Source organism: Stenotrophomonas sp. VV52, from assembly GCF_002893095.1.
In the GTDB taxonomy this organism is placed as follows: Bacteria; Pseudomonadota; Gammaproteobacteria; order Xanthomonadales; family Xanthomonadaceae; genus Stenotrophomonas; species Stenotrophomonas aracearum.
This window is the reverse complement of the sequence record NZ_PKQQ01000002.1, coordinates 104,716-129,692: the sequence shown is the minus strand read 5'-3', so window position 1 is coordinate 129,692 and position 24,977 is coordinate 104,716. Positions and strand designations below refer to the sequence as shown.

Below are 24,977 nucleotides of genomic sequence, written 5' to 3'. Positions count from 1 at the left end.
GGTCAGTGCGCCTTGGCCGCGGCAGCCGGCGCGGCGGCCGGCTTCAGCACCGGCCGGTTCTGCCGGTCGACAGGCGTCACCACCTGGCCTTCGCGCAGCAGGTGCCCGCCGGCGGCGACCACCCAGTCCTGCGCGGCCACGCCGGACAGCACCGGCACCGATTCGGGACCGTAAGCGCCTACCGTGACCGGCGTGGATTTCAGCGCCCCGTTGGTCGGGTTCACCACCCACACGCTGGGCGCGCCGTTGGCGCCGCGCAGCACCGCACCCAGCGGCAGCTGCAGGGTGCCGCTGCGGCCGGCGGCGGCGAACACGCGCGCGCTCTGGCCCAGCTCCACTTCGGCCAGTGCTTCCGGCGCCAGGCTGACCCGGGTCGCATAGGTACGTGCCTGCGCGTCGGCGGCCGGCGCGATCTCGCGGATCGTGCCCGGCAGCATCTGGCCTGGACGGTTCCACAGCTCGACCTGCACCTCCTGGCCGACCTTGTAATCGCGGATGGTGCTTTCCGGCAGCGCGATCAGCACCTCACGACCGCCGTCGGCGGCCAGCGTGAATACCGTCTGCCCGGCGCCGACCACCTGCCCGGCTTCGGCCTGGCGGCTGGCGATCACGCCGTCGGCCGGCGCGCGCAGCTGCGCGTAACCGGTCTGGTTGCGGGCCACCGCCAGGTTGGCGCGGGCGGCATTGGCCTGGCCCTGCGCGGCCTTGAATGCGGCGGTCTGCGCGTCCAGCGTGGATCTGCTGACCAGCTGCTGCTCGGCCAGGGTGGCGTAGCGCTTCTGGTCATCGCGGGCGCGCACCAGGTCGGCCTCGGCGGCGGCCAGCTGCGCCTGCGACGCACTGGCCTGGGCGGCGAAGTCGGCCGCGTCCAGTTCGGCCAGCAGGTCGCCCTTGCGCACGCGCTGTCCGGCGTCGACATGGCGCTTGATCAGGTTGCCCCCGACCCGGAACGACAGCGGGCTTTCCTCGCGGGCATGCACCTCACCCGGATACGCGGCCACTTCCTGCCCGCTCACCGTACCCGGTTGCACCACCAGCACCGGGATCGGTGCGGCCGGTTCGGCGTCCTGCTTGCCACACGCTGCCAGCATCAACGCCAGCAGGCCACTGCCCATCCATTGCAACTTGTTCATGAGGTCTCGGACCTTGGAAGTACCCGGGGGAGCCGTGCGGAACGCGACACTCTATTCCACGACGGATAATAGTGAACCAGTCGGTATAGTATAAATATCGAACCGATTGGTCTAGTATTGTTTGCATGACCGATCCCACTGCTGCCGCCGCCTCGTCCAAGCCCGCCGCCAAGGCCGCCGGACCCGGCCGCCCGAAGGATCTGGGCAAGCGCGCCGCGATCCTGGACGCGGCCAAGGCATTGTTCGTCGAACAGGGGTACGGCGGTGTCAGCATGGACAGCATCGCGGCCCAGGCCGGGGTGTCCAAGCTCACCGTTTACAGCCATTTCGGCGATAAAGAGACGCTTTTCACCGAAGCTGTGAAGTCCACCTGCGTCGAAATGCTGCCCGACGCGCTGTTCGTCACCGACGCCGAAGGCGCCCTGCGCGAGCAGCTGCTGGGCATCGGCCGGGCGTTCTTCAACATGATCACCTCGCCGGCGGCCGTAGCCGTGCAACGGGTGATGATGGCCCCGGATACCGACGACCGGATCCGCGAGATGTTCTGGGAAGCCGGCCCGCAGCGCACCAGCGATGCCCTGGCCGAGTTCCTGCGCGCCCGCACCGAGCGCGGCGAACTGGAGATCACCGACTTCCACACCGCGGCCCAGCAGTTCTTCACCCTGATCAAAGGCGAGCTGCATACGCATATGATGTGCGGGCTGCGACCGGTCCCGGCCGAGTGCGACGCCACCACCCACGTGGAGGAAAGCGTCACCTTCTTCCTGAGGGCCTACGCCACCCGCCCCGCGCGGTGACACCAAGATGAATGGCTGGAGGTCGCGGTGACTTCCGGCACTGCGACCCCGGCGCGACGGCAGCGATGCTCCCAGTGCGCCGCCGGCTCCCGGCACCGGTAAAATGGCCGGCCCACTGCGCTGGATTAGAACCTCATGACGATCGATTACGCCCACGCCCGCGAACTGATGGTTGAACAGCAGATCCGTCCCTGGGACGTGCTGGACATCCGTGTGCTCGATGTACTGGCACAGTTGCCGCGCGAGGCGTTCGTCGCCGAAACGCACCGCAAGCTCGCCTACACCGACGTGGAGCTGCCGCTGGGCTTCGGCCAGAAGATGATGAAGCCGGTCATCGAAGGCCGCACCCTGCAGGCGCTGGACCTCCAGCCCGGCGACGAAGTGCTGGAAATCGGCACCGGCAGCGGCTACCTGAGTGCCTGCATGGGCGCGCTGGCCCGCGAAGTGCTGAGCCTGGAAATCCAGCCGGAGCTGGCCGCCACTGCGCGCGCCAACCTGGACGCCAAGGGCCTGGGCACCAACGTCCGCATTGAAACCGCCGACGCGCTGACCTGGGATACCGAGCGCCGCTTCGACGCGATCTGCGTGACCGGCGCGGTCGAAACCATCCCGGCCCGCTTCACCCAGTGGCTGCGCCCGAACGGTCGCCTGTACGTGATCCGCGGCCAGTCGCCGGTGATGGAAGCGGTCCTGGTCAAGGCCGACGGCAGCATCGATTCCCTGTTTGAAACCGATATCGACTACCTGCGCGGTGCCGCGCCGGCACCCCAGTTCCAACTCTGAGTCCAAGGAAGCCGCAATGATCCGCCGATCCCTCGCTATTGCGCTGGCCGCCGCACTGCTGCCCATGACCGCCTCTGCCGCCGACCTGCTGCAGGTCTACGAAATGGCGCGTAACGGCGATCCGCAGCTGTCTGCAGCAGAATCGACCCGTCTGTTCGACAAGGAAGGCGCCGTGCAGGCGCGTGCGGCACTGCTGCCGCAGATCAACGGCGAGGCGTCGCTGACGCAGAACCGCACCAACCCGAACCACGACATCAGCTCGACTTCGTACACCACCAAGAACCGCAACTACGGCGTCAACGCGTCGCAGACGCTGTTCAACTGGACCCAGATCTCCAACCTGCGTGCGCAGCGCGAGCTGAGCCAGGCCGCAGACTTCACCCTGGATTCGGCCAACGACGACCTGATCGTGCGCACCTCGGCGGCGTACTTCAACGTGCTGGTGGGCATCGAATCGCTGTCGGCCGCACAGACCAACGAAGCGGCCGCCAAGAAGCAGTTCGACTTCGCCGACAAGCGCCTGGAAGTGGGCCTGGCCCCGATCACCGACGTGCATGAAGCCCGCGCCCAGTACGACCAGGCCCGCGCCAACACCATCGTGGCGCAGAACACCCTGGCCGATTCCTACCAGGCGCTGACCGAACTGACCGGCCAGCCGGTCACCGACCTGCGCGCCCTGCCGACCGACTTCCGTCCGGAACTGCCGGCCAAGTACGCCACCGTCGACGAGCTGGTGAACCGTTCGGTCGAACAGAACCCGGCGCTGAAGGCGCAGGAGCTGAAGGTCAGCGCGGCTGAATCCAGCGTCCAGGCCGCACGCGGTGGCCACTACCCGACCCTGTCGCTGGGTGCCAGCGCCGGCCGCCAGGCCAGCTGGGGCGACGTGGTGGGCAGCGGTTCGAACTTCAGCCCGGATGCGCGCAGCAACAGCATCGGCCTGACCCTGAGCGTGCCGATCTTCTCCGGCGGCGCCACCCAGTCCGGCGTGCGCCAGGCCCTGGCCCAGCGCGACATCGCCCAGGACGGTTACGAGCAGCAGAAGCGCGCCCTGGACCGCAACACCCGCAACGCCTACCAGACCCTGAAGGCAGGCATCAGCGAAGTGGAAGCGCGCCGCCTGGCGGTGGTTTCGGCACAGAGCGCGTATGACGCCTCGCAGGTGGGCCTGGAAGTGGGTACCCGCACCGTGCTGGACGTGATCCAGAACCAGCGCATCCTGTTCGCGGCCCAGCTCGAGTACGCCAACGCCCGCTACACCTTCCTGCAGAACCGGCTGTTGCTGGGCCAGGCAGTGGGCGTGCTGGACATCGCCGAACTGCAGGACATCAACCGCCTGCTGACCCAGCAGGCGGCAACGCCGAGCACCACGGTCAACAACTGACCGCGGCGTAACGCAGGAACCAAAAAAAGCCACCCGAAAGGGTGGCTTTTTCGTAGCGACACGCCATGCGTGTCCCACGGATCGCCGGCACCGCGCGGACACGCATGGCGTGTCACTACGCCGAGGTCACCCCAACGGCGGCGGCAATTTGGGCGCTATCAATTCCACCGTGCGCTTCAACGCGCCACGCCCGTTGCTGACCAGCGCGCAGCCGGCACTGGCCATGTCTTCGCGGGCTTCGGGATCGCGCAACAGCGCCAGCAGAGCATCACCCACGCCAGCCACATCCTCTTCAATCAGCACCGCGCCGGCTTCGCGCATGCGCCGGGAAATCTCGGCGAAGTTGTGCAGGTGCGGGCCGGTCACCGTGGCGGTGCCCATCGCGGCCGGCTCAAGCAGGTTGTGCCCGCCGATCGGCTGCAGGCTGCCACCGACGAAGGCGACCTGCGCGCAGCCGTAGAACGCCATCAACTCGCCCAGCGTGTCGATCACGAACACATCGCTGTCGGCCTGCGGCCACTGCTGCTGGCGGCGCGTGCTGACCTTCCAGCCCTGTTCGCGCGCCAGCGCTTCGACCCGGGGGAACCGCTCGGGATGGCGCGGCGCCCACAGCAGCAGCAGGCCGGGAATTTCCGCGCGCAGGCGCCGGTGCAGGTCGATGGTGGCCTGCTCCTCGCCCTCATGGGTGCTGGCGGCGATCCACACCGGGCGTGTGCCCGGCACGGCCGCGTGGAAGTGGGCGGTGAACTCGCGCACGTTCGGGGTGGCGATGTCGAACTTCAGGTTGCCCAGCGGCTGCACCTGCTCGGGCAGCGCACCCAGTTGGATGAAGCGTTCGGCATCGTCGGCCGACTGCGCGGCCACGCAGGTCACGGTGCGCAGGGTGCGTCCGATCAGCGGTCGCAGCAGGCGGTAGCCGCGCAGCGAGCGGGCCGACAGCCGCGCGTTGAGGATGTACACCGGAATGCCACGGTCGCGGCAACCAAACAGCAGGTTCGGCCACAGCTCGGTTTCCAGGATCAGCGCCAGGCTGGGCTTGAAGTGGCCCAGGAAGCGGCCGACGCTGCCGGGCACGTCGTAGGGCAGGTACACGTGGTCGACCGCATCGCCCCACAGCGAACGCACCCGTTCAGAGCCGGTCGGGGTGATGGTGGTGATCACCCAACGGATGTCCGGGCGCAGCTGGCGCAGCGCGTTGACCAGCGGCGCGGCCGCGTTCACCTCGCCCACCGACACCGCGTGCAGCCAGACTCGGGGCTGGGCGCTGGAATGCGGGTAGGACGCGTAGCGCTCGTCCCAGCGCTGGAAGTACTCGCGCACCCGGAAACCCCGCCAGACCAGGTGGTACACGGTGATCGGCAACAGCAGGTACAGCACGACCGAGTACAGGCCGCGCAGGATCCATTCGACAGGGCTTTTACGCATGTACGGAGGATACGGGAGCGGCACCGGGAAAGACATGCGCGGCCGCCGCATGACTTAGAATCGGGGCATGTCCGATAACGCTTCCACCGCCACCCGGCCGTCCCTGCGCAATCCCCGGCACTGGCCGACCTTCGCCTTCATCCTGGCCGCCTTCGTGATCGCCCGGCTGCCCTGGGGCCTGCAGCGCGCGCTGGGCCGTGGCGTGGGCACCGTGGCCTACCACGTGGCCAGCAGCCGCCGTCGCGCGGCCGAGGTGAACCTCAAGCTGTGCTTCCCCGAAAAGGACGACGCCTGGCGCCAGCGCCTGCTACGCGACAGCTTCGACGCACTGGGCGTGGGCATCTTCGAATTCGCGCGGGCCTGGTGGGGCAGTATCGACAGCATCCGCCCCAAGGTCGAGGTGGAAGGACTGGAGCACCTCAAGCGCATGCAGGCCGAAGGCCGTGGCGTGCTGCTGGTCTCGGGCCACTTCATGACCCTGGAGATGTGCGGACGGCTGCTGTGCGACCACGTGGACCTGTCGGGCATGTACCGCAAGCACCGCAATCCGGTGTACGAGTGGGCGGTGAAGTTCGGCCGGCTGCGTTACGCCAAGGCGATGTATGCCAATGAAGACATCCGCGCCACGGTGCGGCATCTGAAGAAGGGCGGCTTCCTGTGGTACGCGCCGGACCAGGACATGCGCGGCAAGGACACGGTGTTCGTGCCGTTCTTCGGGCATACCGCCTCGACAATTACGGCGACGCACCAGTTGGCGCGGATGACCGGGTGTGCGGTGATTCCGTACTTCCATCGCCGCGAAGGTGGGAAGTATTTCCTGAAGATCGGTGCGCCGCTGGAGAACTTCCCCAGTGAGGACGTCGAAGCGGATACTGCGCGGGTCAACCAGGCGATCGAAGCGATGGTCCGCGAGGCCCCGGACCAGTATCTGTGGATCCACCGGCGGTTCAAGCGGCAGCCGGGTGGGCGGAGCGACTATTACAAGTAACGATTGGGCGTAGGCGTCGCGCGTTGCCGGGACCCGCGTTGACACGCATGGCGTGTCACTACCCGCATGCACCGCCCGTAGCGACACGCCATGCGTGTCCCACGCACCGCCAGCCACCCCGCGCAGACACGCGTGGCGTGTCCCTACGCGGAATTGCGTCCCTTGCCGATATGTTCGCTGCCGCCGCCGCGGCAACCTTTCCGCATGTCCAGTTCACGCCTCCAACGCGGGCGGTTCTCGGCCGTGGGGGCCATCTACATCCTCACCACCGTCACCCGCGGTCGGCAACCTCTGTTCGAGGTTCCCGGCAACGCCCATGCCGTGATCGATGCCCTGCGCCACATCGAACGCAGCGGCCGCAGCCGCACACACGCCTGGGTGGTGATGCCCGACCACGTCCACTGGTTGATGGAGCTGAAATCGGGAACCCTCGCCACCTGCATGAACATCTTCAAATCGCGCAGCAGTCGGCTGATCGGTGGCGATCGGGTGTGGCAAAAGGGGTATCACGACCATGCGCTGCGGCGTGAAGAGTCGTTGATCGAGGCCGCACGTTACATCGTGGCCAATCCCCTGCGCGCGGGGCTGGCAGAACAGGCAGGCGAATACCCCTACGCCTGGTGCAGAGGCCTGTAGGGACACGCCATGCGTGTCCGCGCGGTGCCGACCGTCCATGGGACACGCATGGCGTGTCGCTACGCGTCAGTGCGCACCGCGGGGTACCGTTTGCGCGGGATCACCCTGCGTTGGGGCTTCGCTGGCAAGAAGGCTGCCTGCGTACAGGGCGGCCAGCAACAATGTCAGACCACCCCAGAAGGTGGAATAGAACGCCAGGTGGGTGTTGAGCGGGAACACGGTGACCGCCAATGCGAGCATCGCCGGGCGCGCGCGTTCCCGCGCGGCCTTCGGTGCGAAACGCCAGGCGCGCCATGCCTGTGCCGCTGCGGCCAGCCACAGCAGCAGGCCCAGCACGCCGGTTTCAGCCAGGATTTCCAGCAGGATCTGGTGCGCGTGCAGTGCCGGACCGTCCCCCCATACTTCCTGCGCTTCCGGGCGCGGATTGCACTCCGGGTACGCGTCGCGGAAACCGCGGGCGCCTACGCCGTTGATGGGATGCTGTTCGATCATGCAGCCCGCCGCCGCCCAGATCTGTGCGCGTCCGGACAACGCCTGGTTGACGCCGTCGCTCTCGCCTTCCCACGCCATCGCGGTGCGCTCCAGGCGCTCTCGGACCTGCGAGGAACCCACGCCCAGCCCGATCGCCACCACCAGCCCCACCGCCACGCAGGCCAGCAGCGTGCGTGCGCCAAGCAGGCGCCAGCCAGAGAACACCAGCACCAGTGCATAGGTGAGCCACGCCGCGCGCGAACCCGCCAGTACCAGCACCACGCCCAGCGCCGCAGCGGACACCATCCAGCCCCAGCGCCCGAACCGCGCGGCAGCGGCAAACAACAGGAACGGCGACAGGCTCGCCAGCACCTGGCCGAACTTCAGGTTGCACGGGCCCAGCACGCCACTCAATCGATCCGCCGCCGCCATTTCCGCCGGCGGGCACAGGCCGTGGCCACTGATCGCCCATTTCACCTGGTCCATCGACCAGAACAGCGGGCTGGTGCCGAACGCCGCCTGCGCCAGGCCGTCCAGCGTCCAGATGCCGGTGATGACCGCAATGCCCTTCAAGGTCAGCGCGCGCCGGTCCGGCGTGCCCACCGCAATCGCCACCAGCCACATGAAAGGCAGGTAGCGCAGCCCGGCCGCCGTCTTGCGCCACGCCGTGCCGGGGTCGATCGCGTCGAAGGCGGAAAATGCCTGCGGCAGCCAGTAGCCCAGGAACAGGATGCTGGTCAGCGCCCACGCCGGGCTGCTGAGCATGCGCTGCTTGCCCTGCAGGCGCAGCTGCACCATGCGCGCTGCGGCATAGATCGCCCCCAGCCCCAGCACGGTTTCGGCAATGCCGGGCAGCGGCAGCATCGCCACGAAGGCGATCACCCACCACGGCGCCCAGCGGCCCGCGCGGAAGCCCGGCGAACCCGGCGCCTTCAGCGGCTCAGCCAGCGAGGGAGGTATAGAGCTGGAGCGTGTCACGTTGCATCGCCTGCAGGGTGAACGGAATACGCGAAGGCAGCGCCGGCGGCTGCGCCAGCAACTGCAGCGCGCGCGCCAGCAGAGCGTCGGCGTCGCCCAAGGGTACCGCGCCCGACGGCTGGAGATGTTGCAGGAGCTCGCCCACGCCGCCGTGGTTCCAGCCCAGTACAGGTCGGCCCACCGACAGCGATTCGACCACGGTGCGGCCGAAGGCCTCCGGTTTGTCGGACAGCTGCAGCACCAGGTCGCTGGCTGCATACGCTTCTGCGATGCGCGAGGTGGGTGGCGTCATCAGCACCGCGTCTGCGACGCCCAGGCTGCGCGCCTGCGCCTCAAGCTCGTCCACGTAGCGTTCGCGTCCCGGCTCACGGGTACCCGGCATCCACAGCTTCGCCGGCACCCCGGCGGCATGCAGCCCGGCCAGCAGCGTCAGCCCGTGGCCATGCCCCTTGAGCCGGGTGCCACGTCCGGGCAGCAACAGCAGCGGCGCATCACCGGCCAGGGCCGGATGCTGCGCGTCCACCGCCAGCCGTGGGCGCCGGTCCTGCCGGCCCACGCGCGGGAACTGGGCCACGTCCACGCCACGCGGAATCACCTGCAGGCGCTCGGCCGGCACGCTCGGGTAATGGGTGCGCACGAACTCGCGCACGGTGTTGGAGACGCAGATCACCCGTTCGCCACTGGTCATCACCGCGCTGTAGCGGCTGGGCGAATTCAGCCCGTGCACGGTGGTGACCCAGTGCGGGCGCGTGGCGGCGGGCAGGTTGCGCACCGCATACAGCCCCAGCCAGGCCGGCAGCCGCGAGCGGGCATGCACGATGTCCGCACCCGTTTCAGCCAGCAGATTGCGCAGCGTGCGCACGTGGCGCAGCGTCCACATCGACTTGCGGCCGATGTCCAGAGTGAGGTGTTCGGCGCCGCTGGCCAGCAGCGGTTCCACCAGCCGGCCACCGGCCGACACCACGATCGCACGGTGCCCGGCCGCGACCAGCGCGGCGGCAATTTCCAGCGTTGAGCGCTCGACCCCGCCGGAGTGCAGCGCCGGCAGCAGCTGCACCACGGTCAATCGGCGCATGTCCAGTGGTGCCTGCTCAGTCGGCCAGCACGAACACCGAACCGCAGTACGGGCACGCGGCTTCGCCGTTGGCCTCGTCTTCGATCGGCAGGTACACGCGCGGGTGCGAGTTCCACAGCGCCATCTCCGGCGTCGGGCAGCTCAGCGGCAGGTCGCTGCGGTGCACGGTGTAACGCTTTTCAGCATTGGCGGGCGCGGTGGCGGTATGGCTCATGGCGTGGACACGAAAGGGATTGCGAGGGCCACGATTCTAGCACCCGGGGGCCACCGCGCGATGCCGCCGGTCCGGCGCCGCGCAGCCGCCCGGAAACCCGGACATGCGATTTTTCGGGGTTTAGATCGAACTAATTTCACTTGCGGAGCCGCTCCGGGTGTTGCAGGATCGGACGCGTTCCGATCAAACACCCGATCGCATGGCCCGTCCCCCGCCGGACCTGCATCGCTTCGACTGCCCTTCCCGGGCGGCCGGCGCGCTGCTGTCTGCCGAGGTCGCCGATGCGGGCTTGCCCTGCCGCCTGTCCCACCCGGGAGATCCCTGCATGACCCTGCCGCACCCCCGCCCTGCCCGCCGCGCCCTGCTTCCGCTCGCGCTTGCCCTGGCCTGCTCGCCCGCCTTCGCGCAGGGCCTGCAGACCTCGTTCGAGCCGGGTGAACCGGCCCCGCAGGCCAGCACCAACGGCGTGCAGGTGAAAATCGGCGCGGGCCCGAAGGCGCCGTACGCGGCCAAGCCGGGGGTGGGCTACAGCGGCCTGCATGCCCTGCACTACGCCAGCGCCGGCGGCACCGCCAGCACGAAGCTGTTCGCCACCGATGTGACCGTCGACGCCGACACCACCCTGTCCTGGCTGGTGCTCCCGGAGATCGTCGGCGACGACACCATGGCCTCCACCTACGTCTCGCTCGACCTGGTGCTGGACGACGGCAGCCGCGTGTCGGCCAGCGACGCGCGCGACCTGCACGGCATCGCGCTCGGCGCCAAGGCACAGGGCGACTCCAAGACGCTGTACCCGCAGCAGTGGGCGCACAAGTCGGTGCGCCTGGGCGACGTGCCCGCGCTGCGCGGCCGCCGCGTGGTCGGCGTGGAGTTGGCCCTGGCCAGCGCCGCGAACGCCCCGGTGTCGGGCTGGATCGACGACGTGCGCCTGGACAGCCAGCCGCGCACCGCGCCGGCCCGCCCCTCCGACTGGGTGCTCACCACCCGCGGTACCCAGGCCAACGGCACCTTCTCGCGCGGCAACAACTTCCCCGCCACGGCGGTGCCGCACGGCTTCAACTTCTGGACCCCGGTCACCGACGCCGGCGCGCTGAACTGGCTGTACCGCTGGAACGAGCAGAACAACGCCGACAACCGCCCGCAGCTGCAGGCGCTGGCCCTGAGCCACCAGCCCAGCCCGTGGATGGGCGACCGCCAGACCTTCCAGGTGATGCCCTCGGCCAGCCGTGGCGTGCCCGAAGCCGACCGCGCCAAGCGCGCCCTCGCCTTCGACCGCGACAACGAAAGCGCGCGCCCGTACCGCTATGCGGTGCGCTTCGACAACGGCATCGCCGCCGCCATCGCGCCGACCGACCATGCCGCGCTGTTCCAGTTCGACTTCCCGAAGGAGGGCGACGCCAACCTGCTGTTCGACAACGTGGACGCACGCGGCGGGCTGACCCTGGACGCGGCCACGCAGACCCTGTCCGGCTATACCGACGTGCGCAGCGGCCTCTCCAACGGCGCCACCCGCATGTACGTGGTGGCCAGCTTCGACAGGCCCTGGCGCAGCAGCGGCCGCATCGACACCGGCCGCCCGACGGGGTACATCAAGTTCGATGTCGGCAGCGACCGCCGCGTGAACATGCGCATCGCCACCTCGCTCATTTCGGTGGAACAGGCCCGCCACAACCTGGCCCTGGAGCTGTCCAGCGCCGACACTCTGGACAGCGTCGCCGCGCGTGCGCAGGACGCCTGGGACCAGCGCCTGGCCCGCTTCGACATCGGCCAGGCCAGCGACGACCAGAAGACCACGCTGTATTCCAGCCTGTACCGGCTGTACCTGTATCCCAACTCGGGCTTCGAGAACGCCGGCACGGCGGCGGCACCGGACTGGCGTTACGCCAGCCAGGCCAGCGCCGAGGACAACAACACCGACGGCAGCGCCGCGCGCAGCTTCGCGCCGATCCGCGACGGCAAGGTGTACGTCAACAACGGCTTCTGGGACACCTTCCGCACCACCTGGCCGGCCTATGCGCTGTTCACCCCGGACGATGCCGGTGCGCTGGTGCAGGGCTTCCTGGAGCAGTACCGCGCCGGTGGCTGGGTAGCACGCTGGTCCTCGCCGGGCTACGCCGACCTGATGGTGGGCACCAGCTCCGACGTGGCTTTCGCCGATGCCTACCTCAAGGGCATCACGGGGTTCGACCCGGACGAGGCCTACCAGGCGGCGCTGAAGAACGCGACGGTGGTGCCGCCGGACCGCCATGTCGGCCGCAAGGGGATGGACCGCTCCACCTTCCGCGGCTACGCCAGTGCCGACGTGCACGAAGGCATGTCGTGGACGATGGAAGGCGCGCTCAACGACTTCGGCATCGCCAACATGGCCGAGGCGCTGGCCAAGCGTGCCAACAGTGCGGCCGCGCGTGAGCGTTACGCCACCGAAGCCGCGTACTTCCGCGCGCGCGCCGGCGTGTACAGCACCGTGTTCGACCCCGCCGCTGGCTTCTTCCAGGGCCGCAACGACGACGGCAGCTGGCGCGTGGACGCGAAGAAGTACGACCCGCGCGTATGGGGCCACGACTACACCGAATCCAACGGCTGGACGTTTGCCTTCACCGCCGCGCACGACGGCGAAGGCCTGGCCGGCCTGTACGGTGGCCGCGCCAAGCTGGCCGAGAAGCTGGATACGTTCTTCAGCACGCCGGAAACCGCCGACCCGGCCTTCTCCGGTTCCTACGGCGGCACCATCCATGAAATGACCGAAGCGCGCGACGTGCGCATGGGCATGTACGCGCACAGCAACCAGCCCTCGCACCACATTCCGTGGATGTACCTGTACGCGGGGCAGCCGTGGAAGACCCAGCAGCATGTGCGCGAGATCCTGTCGCGCCTGTATGTGGGCAGCGAGATCGGCCAGGGGTATCCGGGCGATGAAGACAATGGCGAGACCTCGGCCTGGTACGTGCTGGCCTCGCTGGGCCTGTACCCGCTGCGCATGGGGTCGCCGGAGTATGCGATCGGCTCGCCGGCGTTCAAGCACGCCAAGGTGGAGCTGCAGGGCGGCGCGGTGCTGACCGTGAATGCGCCGAACAACTCCGACCGCAACATCTACGTGCAGTCGTTGAAGCTCAACGGCAAGCCGTGGACCAAGACCTGGGTGCCGCACGATGTGATCGCAAAGGGCGCGACGCTGGACTTTGAAATGGGGCCGGCGCCGTCCACTTGGGGCACCGGGCCGGATGACGCGCCGCGTTCGTTGACCGCGCGCGGTGAGCGCCCGGCGATCCTGCATGACCTGCTGGGCAAGGGCGCGCGGGCGACGGCGGAGAATGGCCGCGAGCTGGCGGCGCTGATTGATGATGACGCGGGTACGGTGGTGCCGTTTGGCGGCGCAGGGACCGTGGTGTTCACCGGCGTGGCCGAGGGTGCGCCGACGATGTACACGCTGACCAGTGGCAATTCGCCGATTCGTGGGGCGAAGTGGACGCTGGAGGCGCGCACGGCCGGTGGCGCATGGACCACCCTGGATCAGCGTACGGGTGAGACCTTCGAGTGGTCGCAGCAGACCCGGCCGTTCCGGATTTCCAAGCCGGGCCGGTACGCCGAGTACCGGTTGCGGGTGGAAGGGTCCGGGCGGGCGCAGTTGGCTGAGGTGGAGTTGTTGGCGCCTTGATCCGGTAACCGGAGGTCTTTCCAACGATGGATGGACCCCGGTAGAGCCACGCCCTGCGTGGCTTTGCCGTGGCCTGACCGGAATGCAGCCACGCAGGGCGTGGCTCTACCGTGCGGGGAGGAAACCCTTCGTTACCGCGCGCCTACCAACCCGGCGTACAACGCGAACAACTGCTTGAAGTACCGCTTTGCAGGACGAATGCGCATGGCGCCATTCCAGGGGGAGGAAGTGGTCGGGCCCGGGGTGGCAGGATCCTTGGGACCACTGCCAAGCCGGGCCGCGTGGGCATATTGGGCCAGTGCGAGGTTGCATCCGGGTTACGGTGCGGCTGCGGGGACATGGCAGCAGGTCAAATGCAAAAGGGACCGGTGCGTTGCACCGATCCCTTCTTCAAGGTCTACCGACCAGCGGTCGGTAGCTACCCGATCCGCGTTTCGCTGCGCGAAACAGGAACGTGCGTTGCACGTTCCATGCTGGAACCGAAAAAGGCCTCAGGCCTTTTCCGCTTCCAGCGTCTTGCGGATTTGCGCATCCACGGCCGCAATCGCGGTCATGTTCAACACGCGGCGCGAGGTCGCGCTGGTGGTGAGGATGTGCGCCGGCTTGGCTACGCCCATCAGGATCGGGCCGATCGCCACGCCGTCGGTGAACACGCGCACCAGGTTGTAGGCGATGTTGGCCGCTTCCAGGTTGGGCAGCACGAACAGGTTGGCGCGGCCCTTCAGCGTGCTGTCCGGCAGCAGCTTCTGGCGCAGCGCTTCGTCCCATGCGGTGTCGCCCTGCATTTCACCGTCCACGTTCAAACGCGGGTTGCGCTTGAGCAGCAGGGTGCGCACGGTACGCATCTTCAGCGCGTCCCTGGAATCGTGGCTGCCGAAGTTGGAGTGCGACAGCAGCGCCACCTTCGGCTCGATCCCGAACAGCTTCATGCGGTAGGCCGCCTGCAGCGTGGCTTCGCAGATCTGCTCGGCGGTCGGGTCTTCCTGCACGTGGGTGTCCACGAAGAAGAACACGCCCTGCTGGTTGATCACACCGGTCATCGCCGAGGTCGAGGTGACCTTCGATTCCAGCGGCAGCACGCTGCGCACATAGCCCAGCTTCTTGTGGAAGCGGCCGACCACGCCGGTCAGCATGGCGTCGGCTTCGCCGCGCGCCACCATCACCGCCGCGATCAGGGTCGGGCGCGAACGCATCAGGTTCTTCGCCGCCGCAACCGTCACGCCACGACGGCCGGTGAGGTTGTGGTAGTACTGCCAGTACTCGTTGAAGCGCGGATCGTCGTTGATGTTGGTCACATCGAAGTCGGTGCCTGCCTTCATGCGCAGGCCCATGCGCTCGATGCGCGACTCGATCACGTCCGGGCGGCCGATCAGGATCGGGAAGGCCAGGCCTTCGTCGACCACGTTCTGGACTGCGCGCAGCACCACTTCCTCTTCGCCTTCGGCATACACCACGCGCTGCTTGTCGGCGCGCGCGCGGTCGTAGACCGGCTTCATCATCAGGCTGGTGCGGTACACGAACTGCGCCAGCTTCTCGCGGTAGGCGCCCATGTCGGCCACCGGACGCGTCGCCACGCCCGAATCCATCGCGGCCTGGGCCACGGCGGCCGACAGCTCCACCAGCAGGCGGCGGTCGAACGGGCGCGGAATCAGGTAATCGCGGCCGAAGCTCGGGGTTTCATCGCCATAGGCCGAACCCAGGTCGCTGGCTTCGCGGCGTGCCATCGCGGCGATCGCATGCACGCAGGCGATCTTCATTTCTTCGTTGATCGCGGTGGCCCCGACGTCCAGCGCACCGCGGAACAGGTACGGGAAGCACAGCACGTTGTTGATCTGGTTCGGGTAGTCCGAACGACCGGTGCCGATCAGCGCGTCCGGGCGCACGCTGCGCGCCACTTCCGGCATGATTTCCGGGGTCGGGTTGGCCAGCGCGAAGATCACCGGGTCCTTGGCCATGGTCTTGACCATGTCCGCGGTGAGGATGCCCGGGGCCGACAGGCCCAGGAAGATATCCGCGCCGTCGACGATCTCGGCCAGCGTGCGCTTGTCGGTGTCGCGCGCGTAACGTTTCTTTTCCGGATCCAGGTCGGCACGGCCGGTGTGGATCACGCCCTCGCGGTCGAAGGCCAGGATGTTCTCCGGCTTCAGGCCCAGCGAAACCAGCATGTTCACGCACGACACGCCCGCCGCGCCCATGCCGGTGGTGGCCAGCTTCACTTCCTCGATCTTCTTGCCGGTGACCACCATGGCGTTCAGCACCGCTGCACCCACGATGATCGCGGTGCCGTGCTGGTCGTCATGGAACACCGGAATGTTCATGCGCTCGCGCAGCTTGCGCTCCACCACGAAGCACTCCGGCGCCTTGATGTCTTCCAGGTTGATGCCGCCGAAGGTCGGCTCCAGCGAGGCAATGATGTCGACCAGCTTGTCCGGGTCGTTTTCATTGATTTCGATGTCGAACACATCGATGCCGGCGAACTTCTGGAACAGCACGCCCTTGCCTTCCATCACCGGCTTGCCGGCGAGCGGGCCGATGTTGCCCAGGCCCAGCACGGCAGTACCGTTGGAGATCACCGCCACCAGGTTGCCGCGCGCGGTGAGCTCGCTGGCCTGCTGCGGGTCGGCCATGATCGCTTCACAGGCGTGTGCCACGCCCGGCGAATAGGCCAACGACAGGTCGCGCTGGGTCAGCATCGGCTTGGTCGCCGTGACCTTGATCTTGCCCGGCGGCGACATGCGGTGATAGTCGAGGGCGGCCTGTTTGAAATCTTCGTTGGACATCGCTTTCTGCAGATGAATGGGCGAGAGGAACAGGGGATCATACCCCCGTTGGCGTGGGCGGACCTGTCGCTACGCTGTCGCGATGGTGCTGCGACCGCACAAAACAGGCCGTTCGCTGGCGTATGTGCTGCCAGCCTGCCGGGTTCCGATGACAGACGACATCATCAGGATACTGCATTGAAAAAAGCCGGGCCCCGCCGCCCGGGAGGACAGCGGGGCCCGGCCACACACACTCGGGGGGAGGGCGTGTAAGGGGTCAACCTCAGCGGGCCGGGGCCGGCAGCGGCGACGGCAGGTCGTCGGTGGCCAGCGGCGGCAGCTCGGCTTCGCGACCGTCCAGCGCCAGCGCCAGGCGGTCGCGGTCCAGCGCGCCTTCCCAGCGCGAGACCACCACGGTGGCCACCGCGTTGCCAATGAAGTTGGTCAGCGAGCGGCATTCGCTCATGAAGCGGTCCACGCCCAGGATCAGTGCCATGCCGGCCACCGGCACTTCCGGCACCACCGCCAGGGTAGCGGCCAGGGTGATGAAGCCCGCACCGGTCACGCCGGCGGCACCCTTGGAGCTCAGCATCGCCACCAGCAGCAGCGCGATCTGGTGGCCCAGGGTCAGTTCGGTATTGGTGGCTTGGGCGATGAACAGCGCCGCCAGGGTCATGTAGATGTTGGTGCCGTCCAGGTTGAACGAGTAACCGGTCGGAACCACCAGGCCCACCACCGACTTGCTGCAGCCGGCCTTTTCCATCTTTTCCATCAGCGACGGCAGCGCCGATTCGGAGGACGAGGTACCCAGCACCAGCAGCAGCTCGGCCTTCAGGTAGCGGGCCAGCTTGAACACCGAGAACCCGCACAGGCGGCAGACCACGCCCAGGATCACCGCCACGAACAGGAACGCGGTGAGGTAGAACGAACCCACCAGCCAGGCCAGATTGATCAGCGACCCCACCCCGTACTTGCCGATGGTGAAGGCGATGGCACCGAACGCACCGATCGGCGCGGCCTTCATCAGGATGTGCACCAGGCGGAACACCGGGGCGGTGAGGGCTTCCAGGAAGGTCAGCACCGGGCGGCCGCGCTCACCCACCAGGGCCAGCGAAATACCGAACAGCACCGCCACGAACAGCACCTGCAGGATGTTGCCATCCACGAACGCGCTGACCAGCGTGGCCGGAATGATGTCCATCACGAAGCCGGTGAGGGTCAGCTCGTGGGACTTCTCCACGTAGCTGTGCACCGCGGTCTGGTCCAGGTCGGCCGGGTTGATGTTCATGCCGGCGCCGGGCTGCACCACGTGCGCCACCACCATGCCCACGATCAGCGCCAGGGTGGAGAAGAACAGGAAGTACGCCATCGACTTGGCGAACACCCGGCCCACGGTACGCAGGTGGGTCATGCCGGCGATGCCGGTGACGATGGTCAGGAAGATCACCGGGGCGATGATCATCTTCACCAGCTTGATGAAGCCATCGCCCAGCGGCTTGAGCGACTCGGCGAAGGCCGGCTCGTAATGGCCGAGGATGGCGCCCAGCACGATCGCCACCACCACCTGGAAATACAGCTGGCGATAGAACGGCAACGGCTTGGCTGCAAGCGGGGCAGCGGTGGGAACGTGCATGGGAAACTCCGGCAGTGTCACGGGGATGCCGGCCGCAGGCGGCGGCATCGGGCGTGGTCTTTTTACGCCGGCTGCATCGCCACGCAGATAACCTATTGGTACTAGCCCCCCTGTTCAGCCAGCCCCAGTGCCTACACTGCAACGGCACCGCGCCCCCACGGCGGCGGGTGGCCGTGTCGTTCCGGGCCTTGTGGGCCCACAGTTTTCCCGCTCGCGGCCGTTCTTGTACTGCCCCACTTTTTTGAAGCCAGACCCACTCCATGCGCCTGACCCCCCTGTTTGTTGCACTGACCGCCCTTTCCGCCCCACTCGCTGCGTCCGCCGCAGATTGGGACAACTGGCCCACCAAGGTCGCCTTCAACGACGGCACCGAACTGGCCGCCACCGGCAACATCGCCTACGACCTCAACGACTTCTCCGGCAACAACGCCTTTGAAGACGACGACGCCGTGCGCCGCAAGGAATTCGGCGCCACCCTGAAGAAGAAGGGCGTGTACGACGCCATGGTGTACTACGACTTCCAGTCCGACACCTGGCTGGACGTGTTCTTCCGCTTCGAGAGCAAGGCCCTGTTCGGCAAGGACGTTGGCCGCTTCCGCTTCGGTTACATGAAGACCCCGGTGGGCCTGGACGCCAACACCTCCTCGCGCGCCGGCAGCTTCATGGAAACCGCCCTGCCCGTGCAGGCGTTCTACGCCGGCCGCCGCACCGGTGCCGAATGGGTGCTGGAGCGCCCGGCCTACCTGATGCAGGTCGGCGCCTACGGTGGCAAGGACCTGCAGGGTGACAACCCCGGCACCACCCAGGCCGTGCGCGGCGTGTGGACCCCGGTGAAGGCACCCGGCGACGTGATCCACCTCGGCTTGGCCTATTCGCAGGAAAACCCGCGCGGTTACCGCGACGGCCGCGACGTGCACCACGAAGCCAGCGCCCGCCTGCGCGCCCGCCCGGAAGCCGGCCTGACCGACATCCGCCTGGTCGATTCCGGCGCACTGGTCACCGCCGACCAGATTCGCCGTACCGGCGTGGAAGGCATCTGGATCCGTGGCCCGTTCTCGGTGCAGGCCGAAGCGCTGCGCACCACCGTCACCCGTGACGGCAAGCCGGATTACACCGGTGATGGCCAGTACGCCATGGCCAGCTGGATCGTCACCGGCGAATCGCGCACGTACAACGCCGGCGCCGTGGCCAACGTGAAGCCCGCCCACAACTACGGCGCGGTGGAACTGCTGGCCCGTTACAGCCGTATCGACCTGGACGACGCCGACGTGTTTGGCGGCCGCCAGCACGACTGGACCGTGGGTGCGAACTGGTACCTGACCAGCCACTTCAAGTTCCAGGCGAACTACGTGTGGGCCGATGCGAGCCGTCGTGGTGTGCGGACCAAGCCGGAAATCTTCGAGCTGCGTGCGCAGGTCCACTTCTGATATCCCACGGCGGGTGCACGCAACGTGCACCCGCCGGTACACCGTAAACTGACGCCATGTATCGCGTCTCCCGCTACCGCCCGCTGCTTCTGACCCTGCTGGTCATGGTGGGCGGTACGCTGCTGGCCGGCCTTGTTGCCGGCCGCTATGCGCAACAGCGCGCCCTTGCGGCCGAAAGCACCCAGGTGCGCCGCCAGCTCGACCTGTACGCGCAATCCCTGCAGCAGCGCATCGACCGCTTCGGCACCCTGCCGCAGGTGATGGCGCTGGACCCGGACCTGCAGCAGGCATTGCGCCAGCCGCTGGATGATGCCGAGCGCCACCGTCTCAACCTGAAACTGCAGCAGGCCAACAACGTAACCCGCGCTTCCACCCTCACCCTGATCGACCGCCATGGCGTGGCCGTGGCCGCCAGCAATTGGGACCAGCCCACCACCAACGTGGGCGAGGACTACAGCTACCGCCCCTACTTCCAGCAGGCCATGGAAAAGGGCAGCGGGCGGTTCTACGGCATCGGCATGACCACGGCGGTGCCGGGCTACTTCCTCTCGCAGGCGATCCGCGACACCGACGGCAGCGTGCTCGGCGTGATTGCGATCAAGATCGAACTGCGTGCGCTGGAACAGGAATGGCTGCAGAGCCCGGACATCGTGATGGCCAGCGACGCGCACGACGTGGTGTTCCTGTCCAACCACGATGACTGGCGCTACCGCCTGCTGCGCCCACTCGCCCCGGCCGAGCGCCGAGAAATGCTGGCGACCCGCCAGTACGCCGACCGCTCGCTGCAGCCGTTGCGTTCGCGCACGCTGAACCTGCTGGAGGACGGCGGCCGCATGGTGCGGCTGGAGCAACCTTCCCTGCCCCGCCCTGTGCTGTGGCAGACCTATGTACTGATCGACCCGCACTGGAAGCTGCACCTGCTGCACGACGCCGGTGCCAGCGCCGCCGTGGGCCGCAGCACCGCGCTGGCGGCGGGCGGCATCTGGCTGGCGCTGTGCTTCCTTACCCTGTTCGTGCAGCAGCGGCGCCGCCTGGCATCGCACCGCCAGCGCAGCCGGCTGGAGCTGGAAGCGGTGCTTCAGCAGCACGCACAGGAACTGCGTACCGCGCAGGACGGCATCCTGCAGGCCGCGCAGCAGGCCGACAGCGGCCTGGCCCGCAGCCTCGCCCACCTGCCGCAGGGCGTGGTGGTGATCGACAGCGAACAACGGCTGGTGGCGTGGAACGCGCGCTACCTGGAACTGTTCCGCTTCCCGCCGGACCTGATCCAGGTGGGGCGCCCGATTGCCGACGCCTTCCGCTTCAACGCCCGGCGCGGCCTGCTTGGCCCCGGTCCGATTGAAGAGGCCATCGAGCGCCGCCTGAACCACCTGCGCAGCGGCCGCCCGCACATGCGCGAGAGCGAGAAAGACGACGGCACCGTGCTGGAGATCCGCGGCAACCCGCTGCCGGACGGCGGCTTCGTCACCAGCTACGCCGACATCACCGCCTACAAGAACACCGCACGCGAACTACGCTCGCTGGCCGACGCGCTGGAACACCGCGTGGCCGAGCGCACCCGCGACCTGGACGAAGCGCGCCGCGAGGCCGAGCGGGCCAACCGCTACAAGAGTCGCTTCGTGGCCTCGGCTGTGCATGACCTGCTGCAGCCGTTGAATGCCGCGCGCATGTTCGTATCGGTACTGCGCGGCAAGTTGAGTGGCGATGCGCGAGAGCTGAGCGAGCATGTGGATGCCGCACTGGCGGCGCAGGACTCCATCCTCAACAGCCTGCTGGATATCTCGCGGCTGGAGTCGGGTACATTGCAGACGCACGTGCACGCGTTTGCGCTGTCACCGCTGCTGGAAACGCTGGCGCGCGAGTTCGGCATTGCCGCGCAGAGCCGTGGCCTGCAGCTGGACTGGGTAGACACGCGCGCCGTGGTGGTCAGCGATGAAGCGCTGCTGCGCCGCATCCTGCAGAATTTCCTTTCCAACGCACTGCGCTACACCCCGCGCGGTCGGGTGTTGATCGGCTGCCGGCGCGTGGGCGACCAGCTGCGCATTGAAGTGCACGACCAGGGCCCGGGCATTCCGGAAAGCCTGCAGGGTGAGATCTTCGAAGAGTTCCGCCGGCTGGACGATGGCGTGGACCAGGAGCGCGGCGCCGGGTTGGGGTTGGCAATCGTGGAGCGCATCGGCCGCCTGTTGGGCCACCGCATCAGCCTTCGTTCCACCTTAGGCCAAGGCAGCGTATTCGCGGTAACGGTGGCGCTGGGCGATGCGGCCGCGATTCCCGCGCCTGCGCCCGCACCCGTGGCACCCGTGGATGCGGGCGACGACAGCCCGCTGCGCCAGTGCCGGGTATGGAGCATTGACGACGACCCGCGCGTGTGCGCCGCCACCCGCGCCCTGCTGGAGCGCTGGGGCTGCGTGGTGGAGCTGGCAGATGGCCCGCAGGCCGCGCTGGAGATCGCCTCCACCTTCAACGTGCCACAGTTGTTGCTGCTGGACGTACGCATGGGCCAGTGGCATGGTCCGGACCTGTACGAGCATCTGTGCGAACTATGGCAGGCGCGCCCGCCGGTGATCCTGGTCACCGCCGAGCGCGACGACGCGCTGAAGGCGCATGCAGCAGAGAATGGCTGGGGCTTCCTCTCCAAGCCGGTCCGCCCGCCGGCGTTGCGGGCGTTGATGACGCAGTTGCTGGTGCGGCACAGGGCATAACTCCGCAGGGACCGCTTTGGTAGGGTCGCACCCCGGTCGACTGCACGTAACGGTGATACGTGCGACGAAGGCATGACCTGAAACCGAAAACGCGCTTCTCCGCCGCAGGTCATGCCCTACCGACCGCACAACCATGGTTGGCGGTCGATTGGGATGCGACCCTACCAGGCCCCGTCGGATCGGTCCATGCAGCTTCGTGGCCCATCCGGCCAGATGTCCGGAAATCGATCATGCCTCGCCAACCATGCGGCGAGGGCAGGATCGATCCAACCGACGACCATTACGCCTTTGCCATGTTGCTCACTGAGATTTGGCTTCATCCAAAGGAGCGGCTCGTGATGGAAGACGCGATTCCGAAGCGCGCGCACCTGATTCAACGCGCCGCAAACTGTGCGCCGTTTCCGTTCGTCCCGAGGACAGGCCGGAAACGCCAAGCGAAGTTCTTTCCATAGTTCGCCTTGGTAGCTTGCATTGAAGAGAGTGCACCAGAAACCGAACGTGAGCTCAGCCAGAACCTTGTCGGGAATGACTCGTTCTCGACGGGTCGTCAACTTGCTTTTGGCCTCCTCTACCGAGCGCGATAATCGGGCGAACTCGGACCGACCGCTCCACTCAACCCACCAGTCCTCCCTTCGATACAAGCAGGCAAGGCGTTCATAGAGCGCGTTACGGAGTCCAACCTCAAGCACGTTGAGCATCGGCATCATCGACTCTGCCAGGTGCAGGTTCCGGGAGTAGTCTGAAACCGCCAACACTCTGTCGCCCCCGCGAGCGACCTTGTATCGCCCGATCCTTGCGGCCGAGAAGTTGCGCTCCATCTGGTGCCAGTCCATCTTTCGCTTCACTTTGCTCCAGCAGGAGGTTCTGATAGCCTTCGCTTGCCGCCCTAGGAACACGTCCTCTCCCAGCCACCATTACTGGTGATGACACTAGGTACGTACTGGCCCCGTTCGCGGGGCCAGTCTTTTTTCAGGGTGATGCTCTCGAAGACAAGCGCGGTCGATCCGCCCAGTCATTCTGTGGGGAATGACATATCTCCACCATCAGGCGCGCCCTACGGAAAGCGCAGAACTAGTCTGACGAGACTTCTGCCGTAGAAGCGCGGTATGGATCCACAACGTGCATGACCCGCTTGGTAGGGTCGCACCCCGGTCGACTGCACGTAACGGTGATCACCGCGACAAAGGCATGACCCCAAACCGAAACGCGCTTCTCCGCCGAATGTCATGCCCTACCGACCGCACAACCATGGTCTGCGGTCGATTGGGATGCGACCCTACCGATCACATTTGTCCATCGGCATCTGTCGCGCGACGCTTCTTCTTCGGCGCATGATCGCGATACCGGTACGGCACCGGAATCGGCGTTTCATCCAGCGTCAACGTGATCCGCTTCGGCTCCACTTCCACGATCACCTTGCCACCCACCGGCAGCTCAAATCGCTCCATCCACATGCCACGCAACATCAGGCAAGGAATGCGCCCACCGTCGGGCATTGGCACACCGCCAGGGTGGCTAAGCGAGCCAATGCGCAGCGTATCGGGCGCATGCATGCCGATACGGGTCTGGGGTTGCTCGGTTGAGGGAACTTCGGAATTCGAACGACGCATTTGCCACCTCCGTGGAAGTCTCCCTCGCCGGAATGGCGAGGGAGTCGGGAGGCTGAAACCGCTCAAACACACACGGCATGACGTATTTCCGCGAGGGTGTTGTATTTCGCCACCCTCCCGACATTGGACATCCACAGCTGCGTGTTTGAGGAGTTTTCAGGCTCCGAGGCAACACCATGCGCCACGCCGCACGCAAAGTGAAATTGCTTGTTTGGAATGATATTGAGGTTTCGATAGGCACGCACTACTGAACGTCGCGATCAACACATTCCCACCGTAGCGCCGGGCTCTGCCCGGCCGAGCGGATGTGTTATGCGTGCTATGAAGCACTGGCCGCAGCTTGAGGGCAACGTGCTCTTGTTTGAGTGTCCGCGCGGATGCTCGGTGATAGCGGACGGAGAGAAGCCTGTCTTCGGTTTGGGTCATGCCCCATCGCGCTGATGAGCAAGGTCGGCGGTCGACTGGGGTGCGACCCTACCGCCGCCGCCGCCGCCGGTGCCGGTGCCGGTGCCGGTTCCGGTTCCAGTTCCGACGCCGGACGCGGCCGGGCAGAGCCCGGCGCTACGTCGGGCCGATGCGGCCAAGCGGAGTCCGATGTCACGCCGGCCTGAAGCGGACGTGTCGAGCTCGGTGTTACGTCAGGTCTGCGCCTGCGTCACCTTCGGGTTCCAACGCCTTCACCAGCACGGCGGCCTGGGTGCGGCTGTGGCATTCGAGCTTTTTGAGGATGGCGGTGACGTGCACCTTTACGGTGTTTTCGGCCAGGCCCAGTTCGTAGGCGATCTGTTTGTTGAGCAGGCCATCTGCGAGCGAGAGCAGGACGCGGAACTGCTGCGGGGTGAGCTGGGCGAGGCGGGCGGCGAGCAGGGCGTCGGATTCGGAGCGCTCTGCGGCCATGGCGGGGAACCAGAGGCTGCCGTCGAGGACGGCGGCGACGGCCTGGCCGATGGTTTCTGCCGGGGCCGATTTGGGAATGAAGCCAGCGGCACCGAACTGCTGGGCGCGGCGGATGACGCGGGGGTGGTCGTTGGAGGAGACGATCACCACCGGGATGTCCGGGTGCGAGCCTCGTACGTGGAGCAGTGAGGAGAAGCCCCGGGCGCCGGGCATGGTGAGGTCGAGGAGGACGAGTTCGATTTCGGGGTGCTGGTTCAACGCCGCTTCGAGCGACTGCGCGCTGGCGACTTCGATGACCTGGACGGCCGGGAGGGCCTGGCGCAGGGAATGGACCACGGCGGCGCGGAGTAGCGGGTGGTCGTCGGCCACGAGGATGGTGATTTCGCTCATGGGGCATTGTAGGGGGGGGG

18 protein-coding genes are annotated in these 24,977 nt (G+C 67.2%); 8 read left to right on the top strand and 10 right to left on the bottom strand.

Going from position 1 to position 24,977, the window contains the following annotated elements:
* Positions 1–2 precede the first annotated feature (2 nt).
* Positions 3–1,133, bottom strand: coding sequence for an efflux RND transporter periplasmic adaptor subunit (locus tag C2U58_RS06610; RefSeq protein WP_102945118.1), 1,131 nt, complete (start codon positions 1,131–1,133; stop codon positions 3–5).
* Between the two features lie 125 nt (positions 1,134–1,258).
* On the opposite strand from C2U58_RS06610, the gene C2U58_RS06605 reads away from it, so the two are divergent.
* The 3 genes from C2U58_RS06605 (at position 1,259) to C2U58_RS06595 (ending at position 4,094) form a co-directional block, all read left to right on the top strand.
* A complete protein-coding gene (locus tag C2U58_RS06605) occupies positions 1,259–1,930 on the top strand; it encodes a TetR/AcrR family transcriptional regulator (protein WP_102945117.1) in 672 nt (223 codons plus the stop codon).
* A gap of 135 nt (positions 1,931–2,065) precedes the next feature.
* A complete protein-coding gene (locus tag C2U58_RS06600; RefSeq protein WP_102945116.1) occupies positions 2,066–2,713 on the top strand; it encodes a protein-L-isoaspartate O-methyltransferase in 648 nt (215 codons plus the stop codon).
* 16 nt (positions 2,714–2,729) lie between these two features.
* Positions 2,730–4,094: a TolC family outer membrane protein gene (locus C2U58_RS06595; protein WP_102945115.1), complete on the top strand. Its 1,365-nt coding sequence runs from the start codon at positions 2,730–2,732 to the stop codon at positions 4,092–4,094.
* A gap of 126 nt (positions 4,095–4,220) precedes the next feature.
* Here C2U58_RS06595 and waaA read toward each other — a convergent pair whose 3' ends face one another.
* Positions 4,221–5,519 (bottom strand): lipid IV(A) 3-deoxy-D-manno-octulosonic acid transferase, encoded by a 1,299-nt coding sequence (gene waaA / locus C2U58_RS06590; protein WP_102945114.1) that lies wholly within the window; start codon positions 5,517–5,519, stop codon positions 4,221–4,223.
* Between the two features lie 67 nt (positions 5,520–5,586).
* Here waaA and C2U58_RS06585 point away from each other — a divergent pair, with 67 nt between their 5' ends.
* Together C2U58_RS06585 and C2U58_RS06580 are read left to right on the top strand one after the other, a co-directional pair.
* Positions 5,587–6,507, top strand: a complete 921-nt coding sequence (locus C2U58_RS06585) for an LpxL/LpxP family Kdo(2)-lipid IV(A) lauroyl/palmitoleoyl acyltransferase (protein WP_102945113.1) — start codon at positions 5,587–5,589, stop codon at positions 6,505–6,507.
* Between the two features lie 204 nt (positions 6,508–6,711).
* Entirely contained in the window at positions 6,712–7,143 is a 432-nt protein-coding gene (locus C2U58_RS06580) for a transposase (RefSeq protein WP_102945112.1), read from the top strand.
* 66 nt (positions 7,144–7,209) lie between these two features.
* Here the strand turns inward: C2U58_RS06580 and C2U58_RS06575 are convergent, their stop codons facing one another.
* The 3 genes from C2U58_RS06575 to C2U58_RS06565 form a co-directional block, all read right to left on the bottom strand.
* Positions 7,210–8,478: an O-antigen ligase family protein gene (locus C2U58_RS06575; protein WP_102945443.1), complete on the bottom strand. Its 1,269-nt coding sequence runs from the start codon at positions 8,476–8,478 to the stop codon at positions 7,210–7,212.
* Between the two features lie 76 nt (positions 8,479–8,554).
* On the bottom strand, positions 8,555–9,667 hold the full coding sequence (locus tag C2U58_RS06570; protein WP_102945111.1) for a glycosyltransferase: 1,113 nt from the start codon (positions 9,665–9,667) through the stop codon (positions 8,555–8,557).
* A 16-nt stretch (positions 9,668–9,683) separates the two neighbouring features.
* Positions 9,684–9,881, bottom strand: coding sequence for a zinc-finger domain-containing protein (locus tag C2U58_RS06565; protein ID WP_070209583.1), 198 nt, complete (start codon positions 9,879–9,881; stop codon positions 9,684–9,686).
* A gap of 325 nt (positions 9,882–10,206) precedes the next feature.
* On the opposite strand from C2U58_RS06565, the gene C2U58_RS06560 reads away from it, so the two are divergent.
* The gene (locus C2U58_RS06560; RefSeq protein ID WP_102945110.1) at positions 10,207–13,536 is read left to right on the top strand and encodes a GH92 family glycosyl hydrolase; all 3,330 of its coding nucleotides are present in this window, start codon (positions 10,207–10,209) and stop codon (positions 13,534–13,536) included.
* Positions 13,537–14,027: 491 nt separating this feature from the next.
* Here the strand turns inward: C2U58_RS06560 and C2U58_RS06555 are convergent, their stop codons facing one another.
* Both C2U58_RS06555 and C2U58_RS06550 read right to left on the bottom strand, forming a co-directional pair.
* Positions 14,028–16,316, bottom strand: a complete 2,289-nt coding sequence (locus tag C2U58_RS06555) for an NADP-dependent malic enzyme (protein WP_102945109.1) — start codon at positions 16,314–16,316, stop codon at positions 14,028–14,030.
* A gap of 262 nt (positions 16,317–16,578) precedes the next feature.
* The gene (locus C2U58_RS06550; protein ID WP_102945442.1) at positions 16,579–17,928 is read right to left on the bottom strand and encodes a dicarboxylate/amino acid:cation symporter; all 1,350 of its coding nucleotides are present in this window, start codon (positions 17,926–17,928) and stop codon (positions 16,579–16,581) included.
* 260 nt (positions 17,929–18,188) lie between these two features.
* Between C2U58_RS06550 and C2U58_RS06545 the strand changes: the two genes are divergently transcribed.
* Together C2U58_RS06545 and C2U58_RS06540 are read left to right on the top strand one after the other, a co-directional pair.
* Positions 18,189–19,355: a porin gene (locus C2U58_RS06545; protein WP_102945108.1), complete on the top strand. Its 1,167-nt coding sequence runs from the start codon at positions 18,189–18,191 to the stop codon at positions 19,353–19,355.
* A 56-nt stretch (positions 19,356–19,411) separates the two neighbouring features.
* Entirely contained in the window at positions 19,412–22,060 is a 2,649-nt protein-coding gene (locus C2U58_RS06540; protein ID WP_102945107.1) for a PAS-domain containing protein, read from the top strand.
* A 161-nt stretch (positions 22,061–22,221) separates the two neighbouring features.
* On the opposite strand, the gene C2U58_RS06535 is transcribed toward C2U58_RS06540, so the two are convergent.
* The 3 genes from C2U58_RS06535 to C2U58_RS06520 form a co-directional block, all read right to left on the bottom strand.
* A complete protein-coding gene (locus C2U58_RS06535) occupies positions 22,222–22,893 on the bottom strand; it encodes a hypothetical protein (protein ID WP_102945106.1) in 672 nt (223 codons plus the stop codon).
* Positions 22,894–23,343: 450 nt separating this feature from the next.
* Entirely contained in the window at positions 23,344–23,670 is a 327-nt protein-coding gene (locus C2U58_RS19805) for a hypothetical protein (protein ID WP_146033421.1), read from the bottom strand.
* A 633-nt stretch (positions 23,671–24,303) separates the two neighbouring features.
* Positions 24,304–24,957, bottom strand: coding sequence for a response regulator transcription factor (locus C2U58_RS06520; RefSeq protein ID WP_102945104.1), 654 nt, complete (start codon positions 24,955–24,957; stop codon positions 24,304–24,306).
* Positions 24,958–24,977 lie beyond the last annotated feature (20 nt).

What these genes read in the sequence shown, in the direction of transcription:
- C2U58_RS06610 (WP_102945118.1), bottom strand. Translation starts at nt 1,133, where the DNA reads ATGAACAAGTTGCAATGGATGGGCAGTGGCCTGCTGGCGTTGATGCTG.
- C2U58_RS06605 (WP_102945117.1), top strand. Translation starts at nt 1,259, where the DNA reads ATGACCGATCCCACTGCTGCCGCCGCCTCGTCCAAGCCCGCCGCCAAG.
- C2U58_RS06600 (WP_102945116.1), top strand. Translation starts at nt 2,066, where the DNA reads ATGACGATCGATTACGCCCACGCCCGCGAACTGATGGTTGAACAGCAG.
- C2U58_RS06595 (WP_102945115.1), top strand. Translation starts at nt 2,730, where the DNA reads ATGATCCGCCGATCCCTCGCTATTGCGCTGGCCGCCGCACTGCTGCCC.
- waaA (WP_102945114.1), bottom strand. Translation starts at nt 5,519, where the DNA reads ATGCGTAAAAGCCCTGTCGAATGGATCCTGCGCGGCCTGTACTCGGTC.
- C2U58_RS06585 (WP_102945113.1), top strand. Translation starts at nt 5,587, where the DNA reads ATGTCCGATAACGCTTCCACCGCCACCCGGCCGTCCCTGCGCAATCCC.
- C2U58_RS06580 (WP_102945112.1), top strand. Translation starts at nt 6,712, where the DNA reads ATGTCCAGTTCACGCCTCCAACGCGGGCGGTTCTCGGCCGTGGGGGCC.
- C2U58_RS06575 (WP_102945443.1), bottom strand. Translation starts at nt 8,478, where the DNA reads ATGCTGCCGCTGCCCGGCATTGCCGAAACCGTGCTGGGGCTGGGGGCG.
- C2U58_RS06570 (WP_102945111.1), bottom strand. Translation starts at nt 9,667, where the DNA reads ATGCGCCGATTGACCGTGGTGCAGCTGCTGCCGGCGCTGCACTCCGGC.
- C2U58_RS06565 (WP_070209583.1), bottom strand. Translation starts at nt 9,881, where the DNA reads ATGAGCCATACCGCCACCGCGCCCGCCAATGCTGAAAAGCGTTACACC.
- C2U58_RS06560 (WP_102945110.1), top strand. Translation starts at nt 10,207, where the DNA reads ATGACCCTGCCGCACCCCCGCCCTGCCCGCCGCGCCCTGCTTCCGCTC.
- C2U58_RS06555 (WP_102945109.1), bottom strand. Translation starts at nt 16,316, where the DNA reads ATGTCCAACGAAGATTTCAAACAGGCCGCCCTCGACTATCACCGCATG.
- C2U58_RS06550 (WP_102945442.1), bottom strand. Translation starts at nt 17,928, where the DNA reads ATGCACGTTCCCACCGCTGCCCCGCTTGCAGCCAAGCCGTTGCCGTTC.
- C2U58_RS06545 (WP_102945108.1), top strand. Translation starts at nt 18,189, where the DNA reads ATGCGCCTGACCCCCCTGTTTGTTGCACTGACCGCCCTTTCCGCCCCA.
- C2U58_RS06540 (WP_102945107.1), top strand. Translation starts at nt 19,412, where the DNA reads ATGTATCGCGTCTCCCGCTACCGCCCGCTGCTTCTGACCCTGCTGGTC.
- C2U58_RS06535 (WP_102945106.1), bottom strand. Translation starts at nt 22,893, where the DNA reads ATGGACTGGCACCAGATGGAGCGCAACTTCTCGGCCGCAAGGATCGGG.
- C2U58_RS19805 (WP_146033421.1), bottom strand. Translation starts at nt 23,670, where the DNA reads ATGCGTCGTTCGAATTCCGAAGTTCCCTCAACCGAGCAACCCCAGACC.
- C2U58_RS06520 (WP_102945104.1), bottom strand. Translation starts at nt 24,957, where the DNA reads ATGAGCGAAATCACCATCCTCGTGGCCGACGACCACCCGCTACTCCGC.